Source organism: Streptomyces sp. NPDC031111 (assembly GCF_055570675.1).
In genome coordinates this window covers 273,306-294,021 of record NZ_JBVIGS010000003.1, presented here as the reverse complement: position 1 = coordinate 294,021, position 20,716 = coordinate 273,306, and the positions used below count along the sequence as shown (strand labels likewise).

The window sequence follows — 20,716 nt, the reverse complement described above, 5'->3', positions numbered from 1 at the left end:
GACGGCGGGTTCCTGGTGGGGCGGCCCGCGAAGGTCACTCGTCGCCGGTGAGGTCGTGGAGCTTGGCCGAGAGGATGCGGCCGATCTCGGCCAGCGTGTCCGGGCGGGTCAGCATCGACCCGTGGTCGCCGGGCACCACATGGGCCTCGACGGAGCCGCGCACGTACGGCTGCCAGGCCCTGGCGGTCACCGGCGGATCCTGCTCCTCCGAGCAGGCGATCAGCAGCAGGTCTCCGTCGATCGGGCCGGGCCGGTAGTCGACTGTCAGATGGGTGTTGTTCGCCGAGATCTCGGTGATCGTCGTGAGCCGGTCCTCCTCCAGGTTGGCCAGCACACTGCCCTGGCGGCGGAGGATCTCCCGCGCCTTGGCGAAGGTCATCTCCTCGTCGTGGTGGTGACTGCCGTCGTCGACGAGACCCACGTGGTAGAGCAGCATCACCCGGTCGTCCGGGGCGGGTACGTCGGCGTGGGTGAGGCCCTGCCAGTCGGGGATCACGTCGAGCACCGCGACCAGCGCCACCGGTTCGCCGCGCCGCTGGAACTCCGCGGCCAGCGCGTGCGCGCACAGCCCGCCGAACGACCAGCCGGCCAGGTGGTACGGCCCGTGCGGCTGCACCCGCTGGATCTGGTCGGCGTAGTCCACCGCCATTTCCTCGATGCTGGCGGGCCGGGGTTCCGGCCGGGCCAGACTGCGCGCCTGGATGCCGTACAGCGGGTACTGCGGCCCCAGGTGCTTGATGAGGGCGCTGTACGACCAGCTGATGCCTCCGCCCGGATGGATGCAGAACAGCGGCGGCCCGCTGCCCGCGGAGCGCAGCGGCAGCATCACCTCGTACGAGCCGTCCGCGTCGTCGACGTCGAGCCGGGCCGCGATCCCGGCGGGTGTCGGCGCCTCGAACAGGCTCCGCACGCCCAGCTCGACACCGAAGGCCGCGCGCAGCCGGGCCATCAGCCGGGTGGCCAGCAGCGAGTGCCCGCCCAGGTCGAAGAAGTCCTCGCTCGCACCGACCACCGGTCGGCCGAGGACCTCCGCGAACAGTTCGCACACCACCTGCTCCTGCGGGGTGGCCGGCGCCCGCCCGATGTCGGCGCGCTCCGGTTCGAGCGCCGGCAGCGCGGCACGGTCGAGCTTGCCGTTGGAGGTGAGCGGCAGCCGGTCGAGCGGAACGACGGCGGCGGGGCGCATGTACTCGGGCAGCCGACGGCGCAGGTGCTCCCGTACGGCCATGAGCAGGGCGCCGCTGCCACGGCCGGTGGCCGGACTGGTGGTCCAGGAGGAGAACGGCGTGCCGGGGCCGGCCGCGCCCGTGGGCGCGTAGGCACCGACGGGCACCCCCTCGCCGAGCAGTTCGCGTTTGACGTACGTGAGATCGAGGGCGGCCGGGTCGTGCCCGTTCCAGCTGATCGCCGTCCAGTAGCCGTACTTCTCGCCCAGGCGGTGCAAGTCCTCCGGATCGACGCCGGCCGGGTCCCGGACGTCCGGTGCCGTCCCGGACTCGAGCGCGCGCTGTGCGGCGAGGTCGGCCGCGATGCGCGCGTGGGGTACCCCGGTGACGCGCAGCCGGTCGGGCCGCGCGCTGCCCAGATGATCGGCGAGGGCACCCAGGTCACGGGTCCAGGGTCGGGTGGGGGCGTCGTCGAGGGGGTGGGGGGTGATGCCGGTCTTGTAGAGGGTGGCGTCGTAGCGGTAGCGGGTGAGTTCGTTGTGGGCGGTGCCGCGCTTGAGCTGGATGTCGGTGCCCGCCAGGTCGGGGACGTGGTGGGCGAGGGCGCTGAAGTACTCGGGGTCGACGAGGAGTTCCTTCTCCAGGACCAGGCTCTGCTCGACGGCGCGGCGGATCGCGGCCGTGTCGCTCGGGTCCTCGGCACGCGCCGTCTGCACACCGGAAGCGAACGTCCGCAGCAACCGCGGATTGCGCAGGTCACCCAGGAACAAGGCGCCACCTGGCGCGAGCAGGCGGAAGGCCTGCTCGACGACCTGCGTCAGGTATCCGCCGTTCGGGAAGTACTGGGCGACGGAGTTGAGCACGATCGTGTCGAAGTGCCCCTGGGGAAGGTCGCCGTGCTCGTGGGCGGCCTGCACCCGGAGCCTGACCCGCCGGGCCAGCCCGGGGTCGGCGTCGACATGACGCCGCAGTTCCTCCACGACGACCGGGGAGAAGTCCGTGCCCCAGTACTCCTCGCACTCGGGCGCCAGTCCGGACAGCAGCAGACCGGTGCCGACACCGATCTCCAGGACACGGCCCGGCCGGAGCGCCCTGATCCGCTCGAGCGTGGCCGCACGCCACTCCCGCATCTCGGGCAGCGGGATCGGCTCGCCGTCGTAACTGCTGTTCCAGCCGGAGAAGTCCTCGCCCGGCGTCGAACCGGGCGCCGAGTACAGCGAGTCGTAGAGATCCCGCCACTCGCCGATCTGGTCCCGCTCCTCCTCGTCCCCCGTCGGTCCGCCGGCGTCGGGGACGACGTAGGCGATCAGGCGGGTGCGGCCGGGCTGGTCGTGGTGGGCAACCACGGCGGCCTGGCCGATCGCCGGATGGGCCGTGAGGACGTTCTCGATCTCGCCGGGTTCGATCCGGAAACCGCGGACCTTCACCTGCTGGTCGGCGCGGCCCATGTACTCCAGATCCCCCTCGGCGTTGGCACGCACGAGGTCACCGGTGCGGTACATCCGCGTGCCCGGCTCAGCCGCGTACGGATCCGCCACGAACCGCTCGGCCGTCATACCGGGCTTGTTCAGATACCCCCGGGCCAGACCGGCCCCCGCGATGTACAGCTCGCCCGTCACCTGCGGCGGGACCGGCCGCAGGCGTGCGTCGAGAACGTAGACACGGGTGTTGGCCATCGGACGGCCGATCGGCACCGTCGCGCTCCCGCTGTAGGGGCGCGGCACGGGGTGGTGGGTGGCGAACGTGGTCGTCTCCGTCGGTCCGTACCCGTCCACGACCGTCAGACCGGGGCAGGCCTCGTGCAGGCGCCGCACCGTGGCCCCGGAAACAGCCTCGCCGCCGCTCCACACCTGTCGTACCCCCGACAGCACCTGGGCAGCGTGGTCGGTGATCACGTTCAGCAGGGAACTGGTCAGCCACAACGCGGTCACACGCTGAGTGGTGATGGTGTGGTGCAGGGCGGGGACGTCCAGGTCCCCGGCCGGGGCCACGACGACGGTCCCGCCGCTCAGCAGCGGCACCCACAGCTCGTAGGTGGAGGCGTCGAACGCGGCCGGCGAGTGCAGCAACACCCGCTGGTGCGCCGAGCGGTCAAAGCACGGGTCCAGAGCCAGAGCGGCGACATTGCGATGCGTCACCACGATCCCCTTGGGCGCACCCGTCGAACCCGAGGTGTACATCACATACGCCGCATCTTCCGACCGCACACCCACCCCAGGCGCTTCGCGCTGCTCCTCTCCCTCAGGTGTGGAGTCGATGACGAACACGTCTGCCGCATCCGCCGGGAGCTGCGGCTGAGACGCGTCGTCCGTCACCACCAGCGTGGCGCCGGTGTCGGCCAGGACATGGAGGATGCGGTCGGCCGGATAGCGGGCATCCAGAGGCACGTAGACGGCGCCGGCCTTCATCAGGCCAAGGACCGTGGTGACCGTCTCGATCGAACGCTCCAGAAGAACGCCGACCGCGTCACCGGGCCGCACCCCCCTGCCGATCATCTCGTGCGCGAAGTGGTTGGCACGCGCGTCGAGCTGTGCGTACGTGAGCGTGGCGGCGCCATCGGTGACCGCCGGGGCATTCGGCGTCTCAGCCACCTGCCGTAGGAACAACTCGCCCAACGAGCAATCCGGCACGGCATGGGCCGTGTCGTTGAAGTCGACCACGGCACGCCGGCGTTCGTCGGGGGTGAGGATGTCGATGTGGTTGAGGGGCTGGTCGGGGTGGGTGGTGGCGATGTCGAGGAAGTGCAGCCAACGCTCGAACAAGGCCTGGACGGTGGGCGCGTCGTAGATGTCGCTGGAGTACTCGATCGCACCGCTGATGCCCTGCGGCTCACCGTGGGCACCGCGCTGCTCGGCGAGGCTGAAGAACAGGTCGAACTTCGCCGTCCCGGTCCGTCCGGGAGCGACCTCGATCGTCAGACCGGGAAGCCGGAAACTGGCCTCGGGGGCGTTCTGGAGGGCGAGCATCACCTGGAACAGCGGGTGGTGCGACAGGGTCCGGGTCGGGTTGATGAGCTCGACCAGGTACTCGAAGGGGACATCCTGGTGCGCGTAGGCGGCCAGGCTCCGCTCCCGCACCCGCGTGATCAGCTCCGCGAAGCTCGGGTCACCGGACGTGTCCGTGCGCAGGACCAGCGTGTTGACGAAGAACCCGATCAGCTCATCCAGCGCCTGGTCGGTGCGGCCGGCCACCGGACTGCCCACCGGAACGTCCTCACCAGCCCCCAGTCGGGTCAGCAGGGCCGCGAGTCCGGCTTGCAGCACCATGAACAGACTCGCACCCGACGCCCGCGCGAGATCCGACAGCCGCCGGTGCAGATCCGAGTCGATGTCGACCGTGACGTAATCGCCCCGGTAGGTCATCACGGCCGGACGCGGACGGTCCGTGGGAAGGGTCAGCTGATCCGGCAGACCCGCCAACGCCTCGGTCCAGTAGTCGATCTGCGTGGCGAACAGGCTGTCGGGGTCGCTCTGGTCGCCGAGGAGTTCGTTCTGCCACAACGTGTAATCCGCATACTGCACCGGCAACGCACGCCACTCCGGCACCCGCCCCTCCACCCGCGCCGTGTAAGCACGCGTGAGGTCGGTGGCGAGCGGTCCCAGCGACCAACCGTCACCCGCGATGTGATGCACGACCAGCAGCAGTACGTACTCCTGCGCCGAGAGTTCGAAGAGGTCGGCGCGCAGCGGGGTCTCGGTTGCCAGGTCGAAGGCGTAGCGGGCGGCCGACTTCAGGGCGTCCGGCAGCTCTGCCTCGGTGGTTGGGTGGACGGCGAGGTGCGGGACGGCCGCCTCGGGTGACAGCACCTGCTGGCAGGGGACGCCCTCGGCCTCGGGGAACACCGTCCGCAGGCTCTCGTGCCGGGCCACCACGTCACCGAGAGCGGCCCGCAGCGCGTCACGGTCCAACTCACCACTCAGCCGCAGGGCCAGCGGGATGTTGTAGGTGGCGCTCGGCCCCTCCATCTTGTGGATGAACCACAGCCTGCGCTGGGCGAAGGACAGCGGCATGACCTCGGGTCGCCTGCGGACGGTGAGGGCCAGGCGTCCGGGGGCGGCCGTGTCGAGGAGTGCGGCCACCGCGGCCGGCGTCGGACCCTCGAACAGCGCACGCAGCTCCAGCTCCACGCCGAACGCGGCACGGATCTGAGCGATCAGCCGGGTGGCCAGCAGCGAGTGCCCGCCCAGGTCGAAGAAGTCGTCGTCCACGCCGACCCTCGGCAGCCCCAGCACCTGCGCGAACAGATCGCACACGATCTGCTCCTGCGGCGTGCGCGCCCCGCGTCCCGACCCGGCCGACGCGAACTCCGGCGCGGGCAGGGCCGCCCGGTCCAGCTTGCCGTTCGCCGTCAGGGGGAGCCGGTCGAGGGGGACGATGGCCGACGGGACCATGTAGTCGGGCAGATGGTCGCGGGTGTGCTCACGGAGCTTGGTGACCAGGGCACCGGTGCCGCGGCGGGCGGCAGGGTTGGTCGCCCACGTGGACAGGGGTGCGGTGGAGGCGCTGGTGGGAAGCGCGGCGTAAGTGCCGACGGGTGCGCGGCCGGACAGCAGGCTCCTATCGACGAAGACGATGTCCACGGCGTCGGTGTCCTGGGTGTTCCAGGTGATGCCGGTCCAGTAGCCGTGCTCGTCGCCCAGGGCGTGGAAGGCCTCGAGGCCGGTTGATGACGCGGTGGGGCGGTCGGGCAGGGGTGTGTCGTCTTCGAGGGCCTGTCGCACGGCGAGTTCTTGGACGAGGCGGGGGTTCGGGACGCCGGTCAGGCGAAGTTCCGCGGGCCGTTCGGCCGCCAACTGCTGCCTCAGATCCCCGAGGTTGGCTTGTTCGTCGGCGTGAGCGGTCCAGGGCCGGGTGGGGGCGTCGTCGAGGGGGTGGGGGGTGATGCCGGTCTTGTAGAGGGTGGCGTCGTAGCGGTAGCGGGTGAGTTCGTTGTGGGCGGTGCCGCGCTTGAGCTGGATGTCGGTGCCCGCCAGGTCGGGGACGTGGTGGGCGAGGGCGCTGAAGTACTCGGGGTCGACGAGGAGTTCCTTCTCCAGGACCAGGCTCTGCTCGACGGCGCGGCGGATCGCGGCCGTGTCGCTCGGGTCCTCGGCACGCGCCGTCTGCACACCGGAGGCGAACGTCCGCAGCAACCGCGGATTGCGCAGGTCGCCCAGGAACAGGGCGCCACCTGGGGTGAGGGCGCGGAGCGCGTGGTGAACGACCTGCTCCAGGTAGCCGGCGTTCGGGAAGTACTGGGCCACGGAGTTGAGCACGATCGTGTCGAAGTGCCCCTGCGGAAGGTCGCCGAAGTCGTGGGCCGGCTGGGTGCGGAGGTGTACCCGCGTGGCCAGGACGGGATCGGCGTCGACGTGCCACCGAAGCTCGTCGATGACGGTGCGGGAGAAGTCGGTGCCCCAGTACTCCTCGCACTCGGGCGCCAGCCGGGCCAGGAGCAGACCGGTGCCGACACCGATTTCGAGGACGCGGCGCGGCCGTAGGGACCGGATGCGGTCGACGGTCGTGTCACGCCACTCCCGCATCTCGGGCAGCGGGATCGGCTCGCCGTCGTAACTGCTGTTCCAGCTGGCGAAGTTCTCGCCGAAGGCCGTCTGCTCCGCAGCGTTGTACACGGCGTCGTACAGGCTCTGCCACTCGCTGAGCTGGTCCTGCTCCACAGCTTCGTCGTGGTCGAGCGCCGAGGTGTCGGCCACGACGTAGGCGACGAGTCGGGTGTCACCGGGCTGGTCCTCGCGGACGACGACGGCTGCCTGCGCGATGTCCGTGTGGTCGGTGAGGACCTCCTCGATGTCGCCGAGTTCGATGCGGAAGCCTCGGATCTTGATCTGGTGGTCGACGCGCCCGACGAACTCCAGCTCGCCGTCCTGGTTCCACCGCACCAGGTCTCCGGTGCGGTACATACGAGCACCGGGCTCGGGGGCGTACGGGTCCGCCACGAACCGCTCGGCCGTCATACCGGGCTTGTTCAGATAGCCACGGGCCACACCGGATCCCGCGATGTACAGCTCCCCCACCACACCGGGCGCCACCAACTCCAGGCCCGAACCCAGCACGTACGTACGCGTGTTGGCGATCGGTCGGCCGATCGGCGGTGCGCCCGCGCCGTCGGCCAGGTCCGCGGCGGTCGACCAGATGGTGGTCTCGGTGGGGCCGTACAGGTTGGTCAGGTCGTCGGTGAGCGTGCGCATCGACTCCGCGAGTGGTGTGGGCAGCGCCTCACCGCCGACCAGGATGCGCAGGCCCCGCAGCGCCTCCGGCTCATGCGCCACCAGGAGCTGCCACAGCGAGGGCGTGCCCTGTACGACCGTGACGCCGTGCCGGGCGATCAGGTCGAGCACGGCCGACGGTTGAGGGACGGCCTCCTTCGGTGCGAGGACGACCGTGGCGCCCGACAGGAGTGGGTGGTACAGCTCCAGCGCGGCGATGTCGAACGCTACCGTGGTGACCGCGAGCAGCCGTTCCCCCGTCCGGAGCGGGACCTTGCGCCGCATGGCCTCCAGGAAGTTGAGCAGCGGCGCGTGCGGGACGACCACGCCTTTGGGGCGACCGGTCGAGCCGGATGTGTAGATCACGTACGCGGCGGCCTCGGGCGCCGGCGGCGCTGCGTGGCCGGTCTCGACCGGGTCGGTTTCGGGGCGGGCGGCCAGCAGGGCGTGTACGTCCGGGGAGTCCAGCACCAGTCGTTCCGCCGAACCACCGCTCGGCGTCCGCGAGTCCGTCGACAGCGTGGTGAGCAGCAGGGCGGGCCGTGCGTCCTCGAGTACGTGGGCGAGGCGGCCGGCCGGGTGGTCCGGGTCCAGCGGCAGGTACGCGGCGCCGCTCTTGAGCACGGCCAACAGGGCGACCACCAGCTCGGCCGAACGTGGCAGAGCCAGCGCGACCACGCGGTCCGGCCCCACGCCTCGGCGCAGCAGGAGGTGCGCGAGGCGGTTGGCGCGGCGGTCCAGTTCCGCGTAGGTCAGGGAGGTGTCCCCGGCGATCAGGGCCACGGCGTCAGGGGTGGCGGCGGCCTGCTCGGCGAAGCGGACCGGCAGCGGCTTCTCGCCGATCTCGGTCTCGGTCTCCAGCCAAGTGCCGAGCAGCTGCCCGTGTTCGTCGGGGGTGAGGATGTCGATGTGGTTGAGGGGCTGGTCGGGGTGGGTGGTGGCGATGTCGAGGAAGTGCAGCCAACGCTCGAACAGGGCCTGGACTGTGGGGGCGTCGTAGATGTCGCTGGAGTACTCGATCGCACCGCTGATGCCCTGCGGCTCACCGTGGGCACCGCGCTGCTCGGCGAGGCTGAAGAACAGGTCGAACTTCGCCGTCCCGGTCCGTCCGGGAGCGACCTCGATCGTCAGACCGGGAAGCCGGAAACTGGCCTCGGGGGCGTTCTGGAGGGCGAGCATCACCTGGAACAGCGGGTGGTGCGACAGGGTCCGGGTCGGGTTGATGAGCTCGACCAGGTACTCGAAGGGGACATCCTGGTGCGCGTAGGCGGCCAGGCTCCGCTCCCGCACCCGCGTGATCAGCTCCGCGAACGTCGGGTCACCGGACGTGTCCGTGCGCAGGACCAGCGTGTTGACGAAGAACCCGATCAGCTCATCCAGCGCCTGGTCGGTGCGGCCGGCCACCGGACTGCCCACCGGAACGTCCTCACCAGCCCCCAGTCGGGTCAGCAGGGCCGCGAGTCCGGCTTGCAGCACCATGAACAGACTCGCACCCGAGGCACGCGCCAGATCGGCCAGCCGCCGGTGCAGATCCGAGTCGATGTCGACCGTGACGTAATCGCCCCGGTAGGTCATCACGGCCGGACGCGGACGGTCCGTAGGCAGCGTCAGCTGATCCGGCAGATCCGCCAACGCCTCGGTCCAGTAGTCGATCTGCGTGGCGAAGAGGCTGTCGGGGTCGTTCTGGTCGCCGAGGAGTTCGTTCTGCCACAGCGTGTAGTCCGCATACTGCACCGGCAACGCACGCCACTCCGGCACCCGCCCCTCCACCCGCGCCGTGTAAGCACGCGTGAGGTCGGTGGCGAGCGGGCCCAGCGACCAACCGTCACCCGCGATGTGATGCAGGACCAGGACGAGGACGTGGTGGTCGGGTGCGAGGCGGAACAGCTCGGCACGCAGGGGGATTTCGGTCGCCAGGTCGAAGGGGTGTCGGGCCGCTGACTTCAGGGCGTCCGGCAGCTCCGTCCCGGTGATGTCGGTGGCGGGCAGCTCCACGCTCACACTGTCGAGGACGTGCTGGTAGGAGGTGCCGTCGGCCTCGGGGAACACCGTCCGCAGACTCTCGTGCCGGGCCACCACGTCACCGAGAGCGGCCCGCAGCGCGTCACGGTCCAACTCACCACTCAGCCGCAGAGTCAGTGGGATGTTGTAGGTGGCGCTCGGCCCCTCCATCTTGTGCAGGAACCACAGCCTGCGCTGGGCGAACGACAGGGGCACCGCGTCGGGCAGTTGCTGCTTGGTCAGGGCGAGCCGTGCGGGCCCGGCGGTGTCGAGCCGGGCCGCGACCGCGCCCGCGGTCCGTGCCTCGAAGAGCGTGCGCAGGCCGATCTCGACGCTGAAGGCGGCCCGGATGCGGGCGATCAGCCGGGTGGCCACCAGCGAGTGGCCGCCGAGTTCGAAGAAGTCGTCGTCCACTCCGACCCGGGGCAGCCCCAGCACCTGCGCGAACAGATCGCACACGATCTGCTCCTGCGGCGTACGTGCCTCCCGTCCGGATCCGGTCGGCGCGAAGTCCGGCGCGGGCAGGGCGGCCCGGTCCAGCTTGCCGTTCGCCGTCAGCGGCAGGCTGTCCAGGAGTGCGACGGCCGAGGGCACCATGTGTTCGGGCAGCCGCTCGCGCACGAACTCCCTCGCGTCCTCGGGCCGCAGAGTCTCCGGCGCCACCACATAGGCCACCAGCCGGGTCCTGCCGGGCCGGTCCTCGCGGGCGACCACGGCGGCCCGGGTGATGTGGGGGTGCTCGGTGAGGACGTTCTCGATCTCGCCGGGCTCAATGCGGAAGCCGCGGATCTTGAGCTGGTGGTCGGCGCGGCCGACGAACTCCAGCTCGCCGTCCTGGTTCCACCGCACCAGGTCACCGGTGCGGTACATCCGAGCACCGGGCTCGGGGCCGTACGGGTCCGCCACGAACCGCTCGGCCGTCATACCGGGCCTGCCCAGATAGCCACGGGCCACACCGGATCCCGCGATGTACAGCTCCCCCACCACACCGGGCGCCACCGGCTCCATCCCCGAACCCAGCACGTAGGACCGGGTGTTGGCGATGGGCCCGCCGATCGGCGCGGTGAGCGGCCAGCTGTCGGGGTCGTCGCTCAGGGTGTGGGCCGTGACCACGTGGGTCTCAGTGGGGCCGTAGTGGTTGTGCAGCACGCGCTCCGGTGCCGAGGTGTGGAACTCGCGGACGACGCGGCTCAGCGTCAGGGCCTCGCCGGCCTGCGCGATGGTCCGCAGCCGGGGCAGCGCGCGTCCCTGCTCGACGGCGGCCTCGGCGACGGCCTCCAGCACGAGGTTGGGCGCGAACAGTTCCTCCACGTCGTGCTCGTCCAGCCACTCGACGAACCGGGCCGCGTCCCGCCGGACGTCCTCGTCCGGGATCACCAGGGTCTTGCCGTACATCAGGGCCGACAGCATCTCCTGCGCGGAGACGTCGAAGCTGATGGCCGTGAACTGCGCGGTCCTCGTGCCGGGTTCGCCACCGACCGCCTCGTGGTGCCACTCCAGCAGGTTCACCAGCGCACCGGCGGGCATGACGACGCCTTTGGGTCGGCCGGTGGAGCCGGACGTGTAGATGACGTACGCCGGATGATCGGGCGCGAGTGCGGTGACAGGGTTGTCCGCCGACCGATCCGTCACGTCGAGCCCGTCCAGCAGCACTACCGGCGCCCCGCCCGCCGCCTCCACCGAGGCACGATGCTCGCTCGTCGTCAGCACAAGCGCCGGCCCCGCGTCGGCGACCATATAGGCCACACGCGCAGCCGGATACGCCGGGTCAACAGGCAGGTAGGCCGCACCCGCCTTCAGCACCGCCAGGACCGCGACCACCAGGTCCGCGCTCCGCGGCAGAGCCAGAGCCACCACATCCTCCGGACCGACACCACGCCCCAGCAACTCATGCGCCAACCGGTTCGCCCGCTCGTTCAACTCCCCGTACGACAGCGAGGCCCCCTCCCACACCACCGCCACCGCACCCGGCGCCGCCGCCACCCGCGCCTCGAACAACCCCGGCAACGTCACCCCCGACGGCACACCAACCGAAGCCACCCCCAACACAGCCGCCCGCTCCTCCGCGGAGAGCAGATCGATCCGCCCGATCGGCCGAGAGGGATCCGTGACGACGAGGTCGAGCACCCGGATCAGCCGGTCGACGAACCCGGCGGCCGTCGCCCGGTCGAACAGGTCGTCGCGGTAGTCGAGGCGGAGGTACAGACGGCGGCCAGGGGCGGCGACCAGGGTCAGTGGATAGTGCGTCGCGTCCCGCCCATGGGCCAGGTCAGGGGTGATCCGCAGCCCGGTCCCCGGCCGCTCGCCGGGCTCGTCCCACGGGTAGTTCTCGAAGACCAGAGAGGTGTCGAAGAGGTCGCCCAGCCCGGCCAGTTGCTGGATGCGGGCGAGCCCGAGATGGTGGTGCCCGGTGAGCCGCGACTGCGCGCTCTGCACCTGTTCGACGGTGGTCAGCAGTGACTGCGCCGGGTCCAGGGACACCCGCACCGGCACCATGTTGATCAGCAGACCCACCATGCTCTCGACGCCGGGCAGTTGAGGGTCGCGGCCTGCCACGACGGCCCCGAACACGACGTCGTCGTGGCCGGTGCGCCGGCTCAGCACCAGCCCCCAGGCGGCCTGGAGCACGGTGTTCAGGGTCACCCCGTGCCGGCGCGCCCAGTCGGCCAGCGCTGCCGTGCGGTCCTCGTCCAGCTCCACCGTGATCCGCTCCGGCATCAGTCCGGGGCGGCCCGGATCCACCGGGGTGAGCAGCGTCGGCTGCTCGAGTCCGCCGAGCGCCTCCCGCCAGGCGGCCTCCGCCGCCGGCTGGTCCTGCTGCGCGAGCCACCCCAGATACTGCCGGTAGGGGGCCACTCGGGGCAGCACGGTGGCGTCGCCCCGGCTGTCGTACAGCGTGGTCAACTCGCGCACGAGCAGTGGCGTCGACCAGCCGTCGAGCAGGACATGGTGGGTGGTCATGATGAGGCGGTGGCGTTCGGCGGCCAGGCGCACCAGGGAGAAGCGCAGCAGGGGCGGCTCGGCCAGGTCGAACCGGCGGGCGTGCTCCTTGGCGGCGAGCCGGGCCAGTTCCCCCTCCGCGTCGGCATCGGGAAGGGACGACAGGTCGAACTCGTCCCAGGGAACGTCGACCTGGCGCGGTATCAGCTGCACGGTCCGGCCGGAGTCCACCTGCCGGAAGCCGGCTCGCAGGTTCGGGTGCCGTTGGACGAGCGCGAGCACGGCGTCCCGCAGCCGCGCCGTGTCGAGGTCGCCCTCGATGGCGAAGACGTGCTGCACCGCGTAGACGTCCGCGCCGTCCTGCTCGTAGCGGGAGTGGAACAGCAGCCCCTCCTGCATCGGAGAGAGGGGGAGGATGTCTTCCAGGCCCGACGACGTCATTTCTGCACCCTCCACGCTGCTTCGAGCTGCTCGATGTCGTGCTGGCTGAGTTCGGTCAGGGGGAAGTCCGAGGGACTGTGGCCGCCGGTGCCGGAGCCCTCGCCGTGCCGGACCAGTCCGCGGATCGCTCGGAACCAGTGGTCGGCCAGGGCTCGGACGTGCCGTTCGGTCCAGAGATCCGGCGCCCAGGTCCAGACGGCCTCCAGTTCCGGCCCGTGCGGGGCGTCGCGGACCATGCTGTTCACCTCGAGCCCGTGCGCCAGGGCGGTCGCCGGGTCGGCGCCGCTCAGCAGGCCCGTCTCGGCGGCCACGGTCCATTCCGGGCGGCCGGGGACCACCGGGGCGCCCGCCGAGGGGAACCGGCCGAGGTAGTTGAATCCGAGTTGCGGTACGGCGAGCCCGGCCAGCTCCGGCCCGGTCTCCGGATTGAGGTGCCGCAGCAGGCCGTAGCCGATGCCCCGGTCGGGCAGGGAGCGCACCTGTTCCTTGACCCGTTTCAGGGCCTGTCCGAGCGGCGGCCCGCCGCCGACGACCTCATCCCACGCCAGGGGGCCCGGGTCGACGCGGACGGGAAACAGCGAGGTGAACCACCCCACGGTGCGCGAGAGGTCCGTGCCCTCGAAGACCTCCTCGCGCCCGTGTCCCTCCACGTCCACCAGAAGAGCCGTGTGCCGCCCGCGTGTGTGGGTCCGTCGCCACTGGGCGACCGCCAGGGCGAGCGCGGTGAGCAGGACGTCGTCGACCTTCGCGTGGAAGGCCGTGGGCACGGTCGTCAGGAGCGGGGTGGTGACCTCGGGCGGCAGGGAGAGGGTGAGCTCGCGGGCGCGGCCCACGGTGTCCCGCGAGGCATCGAGCCGGCCAGTGGTCAGCGGTGGGTCGGCCGCGGTGAGCAGTTCGCTCCACAGCGCCGCCTCGGCGGTGCGGGCCGGCTGCCGGGCCTCGGCCGTGAGGAGACCCGCCCAGCGGCGCAGGGAGGTGCCCACCGGGTCCAGCCGTGGGGGACGACCGCCCCCGACGGCCTCGCAGGCGGCGATGAGATCGGGAAGCAGGATCCGCCAGGACACCCCGTCGACGACGAGATGGTTGACGACGACCAGCAGCCTGCCCCGTACGGCCGGTCCGGCGTCGAACCAGACCAACTGAACCAGTAGGCCACGCTCGGCCGACAGACGGGCGGACGCCGCCTCCGCCTGTGCGCGGACCAGCGTCGCGTCGACGGCGGCGCCGGCGGTCTCGACACGGTGTACCAGGTCCGCGGCCGACACGGACCCCACCGGAGCCACCTCCAGCGACCACTCCCCGTTGCCCTGACCGCCCGGTGTCCGGGTCAACCGCAGCGCGTCGTGGTGGTCCACGAGTGCCTGAACGGCCGCGACGAGATGGTCCTGGCGCAGCTCGGCCGGCACCTCCAGCAGCATCGCCTGGTGGAACGCGTCGATGTCGCCACCGCGCGCGTCGAACCAGCGCATGATCGGGGTCGGTTCCATCCGTCCCACGCCGGAGTCGTCGGGGTCGGGTGCCGACACGGCCAGTTCATCGGCGACCTCGGCCAGTCCGGCCGCGGTCCGCTGCTCGAAGACGTCCCGGACCGTGAGTCCGACACCCGCCGAGCGAGCGAGGCTGACCAGCCGGATCGAGACGATGCTGTCCCCGCCGAGCGCGAAGAAGTCGTCGTCGGGCCCGACCTCGTCCACGCCCAGGGCTTGCGCGACCAGCGTCCCCAGCAGTCGCTCGCGCTCGGTCCGCGGCTCACGACGCGGCACATCCGCCTGGGCGCCCGGATCAGGGGCGGGCAGCGCGGCCCGGTCGAGCTTCCCGTTGGCCGTCAACGGCAGCCGGTCCAAGGTGACATACGTGGACGGCGCCATGTAGTCGGGCAACCGCTGCCTCACGAACTCACGCAGGTCTGCCGGTGTTTCGTCGGTGTCGGGGACGACGTAGGCGATCAGGCGGGTGCGGCCGGGCTGGTCGTGGTGGGCGACCACGGCTGCCTGGCCGATCGCCGGATGCGCCGTCAGGACGCTCTCGATCTCGCCGGGTTCGATCCGGAAACCGCGGACCTTCACCTGCTGATCAGCGCGGCCCATGTACTCCAGATCCCCCTCGGCGTTGCAGCGCACGAGGTCACCGGTGCGGTACATGCGCCCGCCGGGCACGGGACCGTAGGGATCGGCGACGAAACGCTCCGCCGTCATACCGGGCTTGTTCAGATAACCCCGGGCCAGACCGGCCCCCGCGATGTACAGCTCGCCCGTCACCTGCGGCGGGACCGGCCGCAGGCGTGCGTCCAGGACGTAGACCCGGGTGTTGGCCATCGGACGGCCGATCGGCACCGTCGCGCTCCCGCTGTAGGGGCGCGGCACGGGGTGGTGGGTGGCGAACGTCGTCGTCTCCGTCGGCCCGTACCCGTCCACGACCGTCAGACCGGGGCAGGCCTCGTGCAGGCGCCGCACCGTGGCCCCGGAGACGGCCTCGCCGCCCGTCCACACTTCCCGCACAGCCGACAGGGCGTCCACAGCGTGCTCGGCGACCACGTTCAGCAGGGAACTGGTCAGCCACAACGCGGTGATGCCCTGGGTGGTGATGCTGTGGTGCAGGGTCGGGACATCGAGATTCCCCGCGGGAGCCACGACAACGGTCCCGCCGGCCAACAACGGCACCCACAGCTCGTAGGTGGAGGCGTCGAACGCCGCCGGCGAGTGCAGCAACACCCGTTGGTGCGCCGAGCGGTCAAAGCGCGGGTCCAGAGCCAGAGCGGCGACATTGCGATGCGTCACCACGATCCCCTTGGGCGCGCCCGTCGAACCCGAGGTGTACATCACATACGCCGCATCTTCCGACCGCACACCCACCCGGGGATCACCGGGGTCGGACGCGAAGGGCGGAGGAGACTCGATGTGGAGCAACTCCACGGCTTCGGCACCTGATTCCGGAGCCGACCGCTTGTCGGTGATCAGCAAGCGCGCCCCGGTGTCGGCCAGGACATGGCGGATGCGGTCGGCCGGATAGCGGGCGTCGAGGGGCACGTAGACGGCGCCGGCCTTCATCAGGCCAAGGACCGTGGTGACCGTCTCGATCGAACGCTCCAGAAGAACGCCGACCGCGTCACCGGGCCGCACCCCCCTGCCGATCATCTCGTGCGCGAAGTGGTTGGCACGCGCGTCGAGCTGTGCGTACGTGAGCGTGGCGGCGCCATCGGTGACCGCCGGGGCATTCGGCGTCTCAGCCACCTGTCGCAGGAACAACTCGCCCAACGAGCAATCCGGCACGGCATGCGCCGTGTCGTTGAAGTCGACCACGGCACGCCGGCGTTCGTCGGGGGTGAGGATGTCGATGTCGGCCAGCGGGCGGTCAGGATCGGACACGGCCGCGTCCAGTAGCCGTAACCAGCGGTCGAACAGTGCCTGGACGGTGGGCGCGTCGTAGATGTCGCTGGAGTACTCGACGGCACCGGTGAGGCCTTGTGGCTCGCCGCGCTCCCCGCGCTTCTCGGCGAGGCTGAAGAACAGGTCGAACTTCGCCGTACCCGTCCTGCCCAACTCGACCCCGGCTCGCAGCCCCGGAAGCTCGAGCTCGGTCTCGGGGGCGTTCTGGAGCGCAAGCATCACCTGGAACAGCGGGTGGTGCGACAGGGTCCGGGTCGGGTTGATGAGCTCGACCAGGTACTCGAAGGGAACGTCCTGGTGCGCGTAGGCGGCCAGGCTCCGCTCCCGCACCCGCGTGATCAGCTCCGCGAAGCTCGGCTCACCGGACGTGTCCGTACGCAGGACCAGCGTATTGACGAAGAACCCGACCAGCTCATCCAGCGCCTGATCGGTACGGCCGGCCACCGGACTGCCCACCGGAACGTCCTCACCAGCCCCCAGTCGGGTCAGCAGGGCCGCGAGTCCGGCTTGCAGCACCATGAACAGACTCGCACCCGACGCCCGCGCTACATCCGACAGCCGCCGGTGCAGATCCGCATCGATATCGACCGTGAGGTAATCGCCCCGGTAGGTCATCACGGCCGGACGCGGACGGTCCGTGGGAAGGGTCAGCTGATCCGGCAGACCCGCCAACGCCTCGGTCCAGTAAGCGATCTGCATGGCGAACAGGCTGTCGGGATCGTCCTGATCGCCGAGGAGTTCGTTCTGCCACAACGTGTAGTCCGCATACTGCACCGGCAACGCACGCCACTCCGGCACCCGCCCCTCCACCCGCGCCGTGTAAGCACGGGTCAGGTCGGTGGCGAGCGGGCCCAGCGACCAACCGTCACCCGCGATGTGATGCAGGACGAGCAGCAGCGCGTGTCGGTGTTCGGACACCGTGAACAACTGGGCGCGGAGCGGGATTTCGTCTGCCAGGTCGAAGGCGTGGCGGGCGGCCGACTTCAGGGCGTCCGGCAGCTCCGTCCCGGTGATGTCGGTGACGGGCAACTCGACGCTCGCACTGTCGAGGACGTGCTGGTACGGAGCACCGTGAGCACCGTCGGTCTCGGGGAACACCGTCCGCAGGCTCTCGTGCCGGGCCACCACGTCGCCGAGGGCGGCCCGCAGCGCGTCACGGTCCAACGTGCCGGTCAGTCGCACGACGAGAGGGATGTTGTAGGTGGCGCTCGGCCCCTCCATCTTGTGCAGGAACCACAGCCGCCGCTGGGCGGACGAGAGGGGAAGGGCCGGCGGGCGTTCCCGCGCCGCCAGGGGCGGCCGAGCGGGTCCCGCGGTGTCGAGGAGTGCCGCCACCGCGGCCGGCGTCGGCCCGTCGAACAGTGCGCGCATCTCCAGCTCGACTCCGAACGCGGCGCGGATCCGACCGTTGAGCTGGGTGGCCAGCAGCGAGTGCCCGCCCAGGTCGAAGAAGTCGTCGTCCACGCCGACCCTCGGCAGCCCCAGCACCTGCGCGAACAGATCGCACACGATCCGCTCCTGCGGCGTGCGTGCCTCCCGTCCGGATCCGGTCGGCGCGAAGTCCGGCGCGGGCAGGGCGGCCCGGTCCAGCTTGCCGTTGGCGGTGAGCGGCATGCGGTCCAGTACGACGACGGCGGCCGGCAGCATGTGGTCGGGCAGCCGGCCCCGCGCGAACTCCCGTACGTCCCCGGCGCGGAGAGCTCCCCGTAACACCACGTAAGCGATGAGGCGGGCATCGCCGGACTGCTCCTCGCGGACCACCACCGCCGCCTCGGTGACGTCCGGGTGGTCGGTCAGCACGTTCTCGATCTCGCCGGGTTCGATGCGGAAGCCGCGGATCTTGACCTGGTGGTCGGCGCGACCGACGAACTCCAGCTCGCCGTCCTGGTTCCACCGCACCAGGTCACCGGTGCGGTACATCCGCGTGCCCGGCTCGGCCGCGTACGGATCCGCCACGAACCGCTCGGCCGTCATACCGGGCCTGCCCAGATAGCCGCGGGCGACACCGGCGCCCGCGACGTACAGCTCCCCCACCACACCAGGCGCCACCAACTCCAGCCCCGGGCCGAGCACATACGTCCGCAGGTCGGGAATCCCGACGCCGATGACGCTGGCCGCCGCCGCGGTTGCCCGCTCCCGGGTCAGCGGCTGGTACGTCACGTGGACCGTGGTCTCGGTGATGCCGTACATGTTGATCAGGGCCGGCGTGTCGTCGGGGTGGCGCCGGTACCAGTCGGCGAGGCGGGACGGTTGGAGTGCCTCGCCGCCGAACACCACGGTGCGCAGGGCGAGTCCAGGGCCCGGCGGGGAGGCGTCGGCGTCGGCCTGCGCCAACTGGTGGAAGGCCGACGGCGTCTGGTTGAGGACGGTGACGCCGTGTTCGGCCAGCAGGGCCAGGAAGGCGCCGGGCGTCCTGCTGACCTCGTAGGGCACCACGACCAGCCGGCCGCCGTGCAGCAGCGCTCCCCACAGCTCCCAGACGGAGAAGTCGAAGGCGTACGAGTGGAACAGCGTCCACACGTCGTCGGGGCCGAAGCCGAACCACTTCCGGGTGGCGTCGAAGAGCCGCGCCACGTTGCGATGGGCGACGACGACGCCTTTGGGTCGGCCGGTGGAGCCGGAGGTGTAGATGACGTACGCCGGATGATCGGGCGCGAGTGCGGTGACAGGATTGTCCGCCGACCGATCCGTCACGTCGAGCCCGTCCAGCAGCACTACCGGCGCCCCGCCCGCCGCCTCCACCGAGGCACGATGCTCGCTCGTCGTCAGCACAAGCGCCGGTCCCGCGTCGGCGACCATATAGGCCACACGCGCAGCCGGATACGCCGGATCAACAGGCAGGTAGGCCGCACCCGCCTTCAGCACCGCCAGGACCGCGACCACCAGGTCCGCGCTCCGCGGCAGAGCCAGAGCCACCACATCCTCCGGACCGACACCACGCCCCAGCAACTCATGCGCCAACCGGTTCGCCCGCTCGTTCAACTCCCCGTACGACAGCGAGGCCCCCTCCCACACCACCGCCACCGCACCCGGCGCCGCCGCCACCCGCGCCTCGAACAACCCCGGCAACGTCACCCCCGACGGCACACCAACCGAAGCCACCCCCAACACAACCGCCCGCTCCTCCGCGGAAAGCAGATCGATCCGCCCGATCGGCCGGGAGGGATCCGTTGCCGTGACGGCTCGCAGGGCCGTGCGCAGACGCCGGTGGTGAACGGCCAGTTCGTCGCGCGTGCACAGTTCGGGGTGGGCGTTCACGTCGACGGCCGGCCCGGCGCCGTCGCGTCGGTCCCACACGGCGAGGGTGAAGTCGCCCACCAGGCCGGAGGAGAGGTTGTGCGCGGTGGTCGGCAGTCCGGCGAAGGTGATCGCGTAGTCGAAGGACATGACGTTGACGACCGGTGCGTACCACGTTCCCGGGCGGCCGGGCAGTGCGAGGTCGCGCTGGATGTCCTCGGCCCGGTACCGCTGGTGGCCGCCCAGTTCGCGCACGCCCTTGCCGATCTGGGCGAGGAGTTCGCCGAGCGTCAGCTCCGGTCGTAGCGTGAGCCGGAGCGGCAGGACGTTGGCGGCCGTGCCGGGGGTGCGGCGCTCCACCTGGGTGAGGCGGGCCGTCACCGGCAGGCCCAGGACGACGGTGGCCGTGCCGGTCGTCCGGTGGACGTGGAGGGCCGCGGCGGCGATGACCAGGTGCGACCAGGGGGCGCGGGCCCGGCGGGCCGCGTCGCGCAGTGCCGTGTGTTCCGCCGGCTCCAATGCGGTGGTGTGCCGGAGATAGCGCTCCGGCGTGGTCGAAGGCGTGCCGACGATTCCGGCCGGCTGCGGACGGTCGGCGAAGCGTTCCGTCCAGTACGCCCTGTCCTGGTTGAATTGCCCTGATGCCCGGTAAGTCTGTTCGGCCGTGATCAGGTCGGACAGCGTGCCGAATGGGCTCGCTCCCACCGCGCCGCCTCCGGCCAGTGCGGTGTAGACGTCGGCGACCCGGCGTGTGATCAGCAAGGACCCGAAGGCGTCCATCACGGCGTGGTGGTAGCCCTGGTACCACCAGAAGCGGTCGGCGCTCAGCTTCAGGAGCGCGTACTCGAACAGCGGACCCTCGGTCAGGTTCATGGGCCGGGCGACCGCGGTGTCCATCCAGGCGCGGGCGGCCTGTTCGGGGTCCGGCTCCGCGCTCAGGTCGGTGACCGCGAGTGGCCATTCGGCAGGCTCCTGGAGGGCTTGCCGGACCTCGCCGGCATCCTCGACGAAGCGGACGTGCAGCGCCTCCGCCTCGGCGACGACCAGCCTCAGGGCTTGCGCGAACAGCTCCGGGTCCACGCCTCCGTGGATCTCCAGATACTCCCCCACCCGGAAAACGCGATTCCCCCTCCCCAGCCGCTGCTCGGCGATCCATATTTCGCGTTGCGCAGCCGTGAGGGGCAGCGTCGTGCCGGCACTGACGGACAAGTCTCCACCTCCGAGAATTCCCCCGCACGGACGGCCGGAGAGGCAGGAATGAAAGCTCACAATGTCCTGGAAAACGCGTCGTCAATTCGCTCGCGCAGAAGTGAAACGGCGACCTCCGCTCTGGTCGGAG

The 20,716-nt window shown here is 71.0% G+C and carries 2 protein-coding genes; both read right to left on the bottom strand.

The window, feature by feature from the left end; genetic code table 11:
• Positions 1-34: 34 nt before the first annotated feature.
• Complete coding sequence (locus ACZ470_RS08475) at positions 35-12,754, bottom strand: amino acid adenylation domain-containing protein (protein WP_468425639.1); 12,720 nt, start codon at positions 12,752-12,754, stop codon at positions 35-37.
• The gene (locus ACZ470_RS08470) at positions 12,751-20,646 is read right to left on the bottom strand and encodes an amino acid adenylation domain-containing protein (protein WP_468425637.1); all 7,896 of its coding nucleotides are present in this window, start codon (positions 20,644-20,646) and stop codon (positions 12,751-12,753) included. The genes ACZ470_RS08475 and ACZ470_RS08470 overlap by 4 nt, the downstream gene beginning before the upstream one ends.
• Between the last annotated feature and the right edge of the window lie 70 nt (positions 20,647-20,716).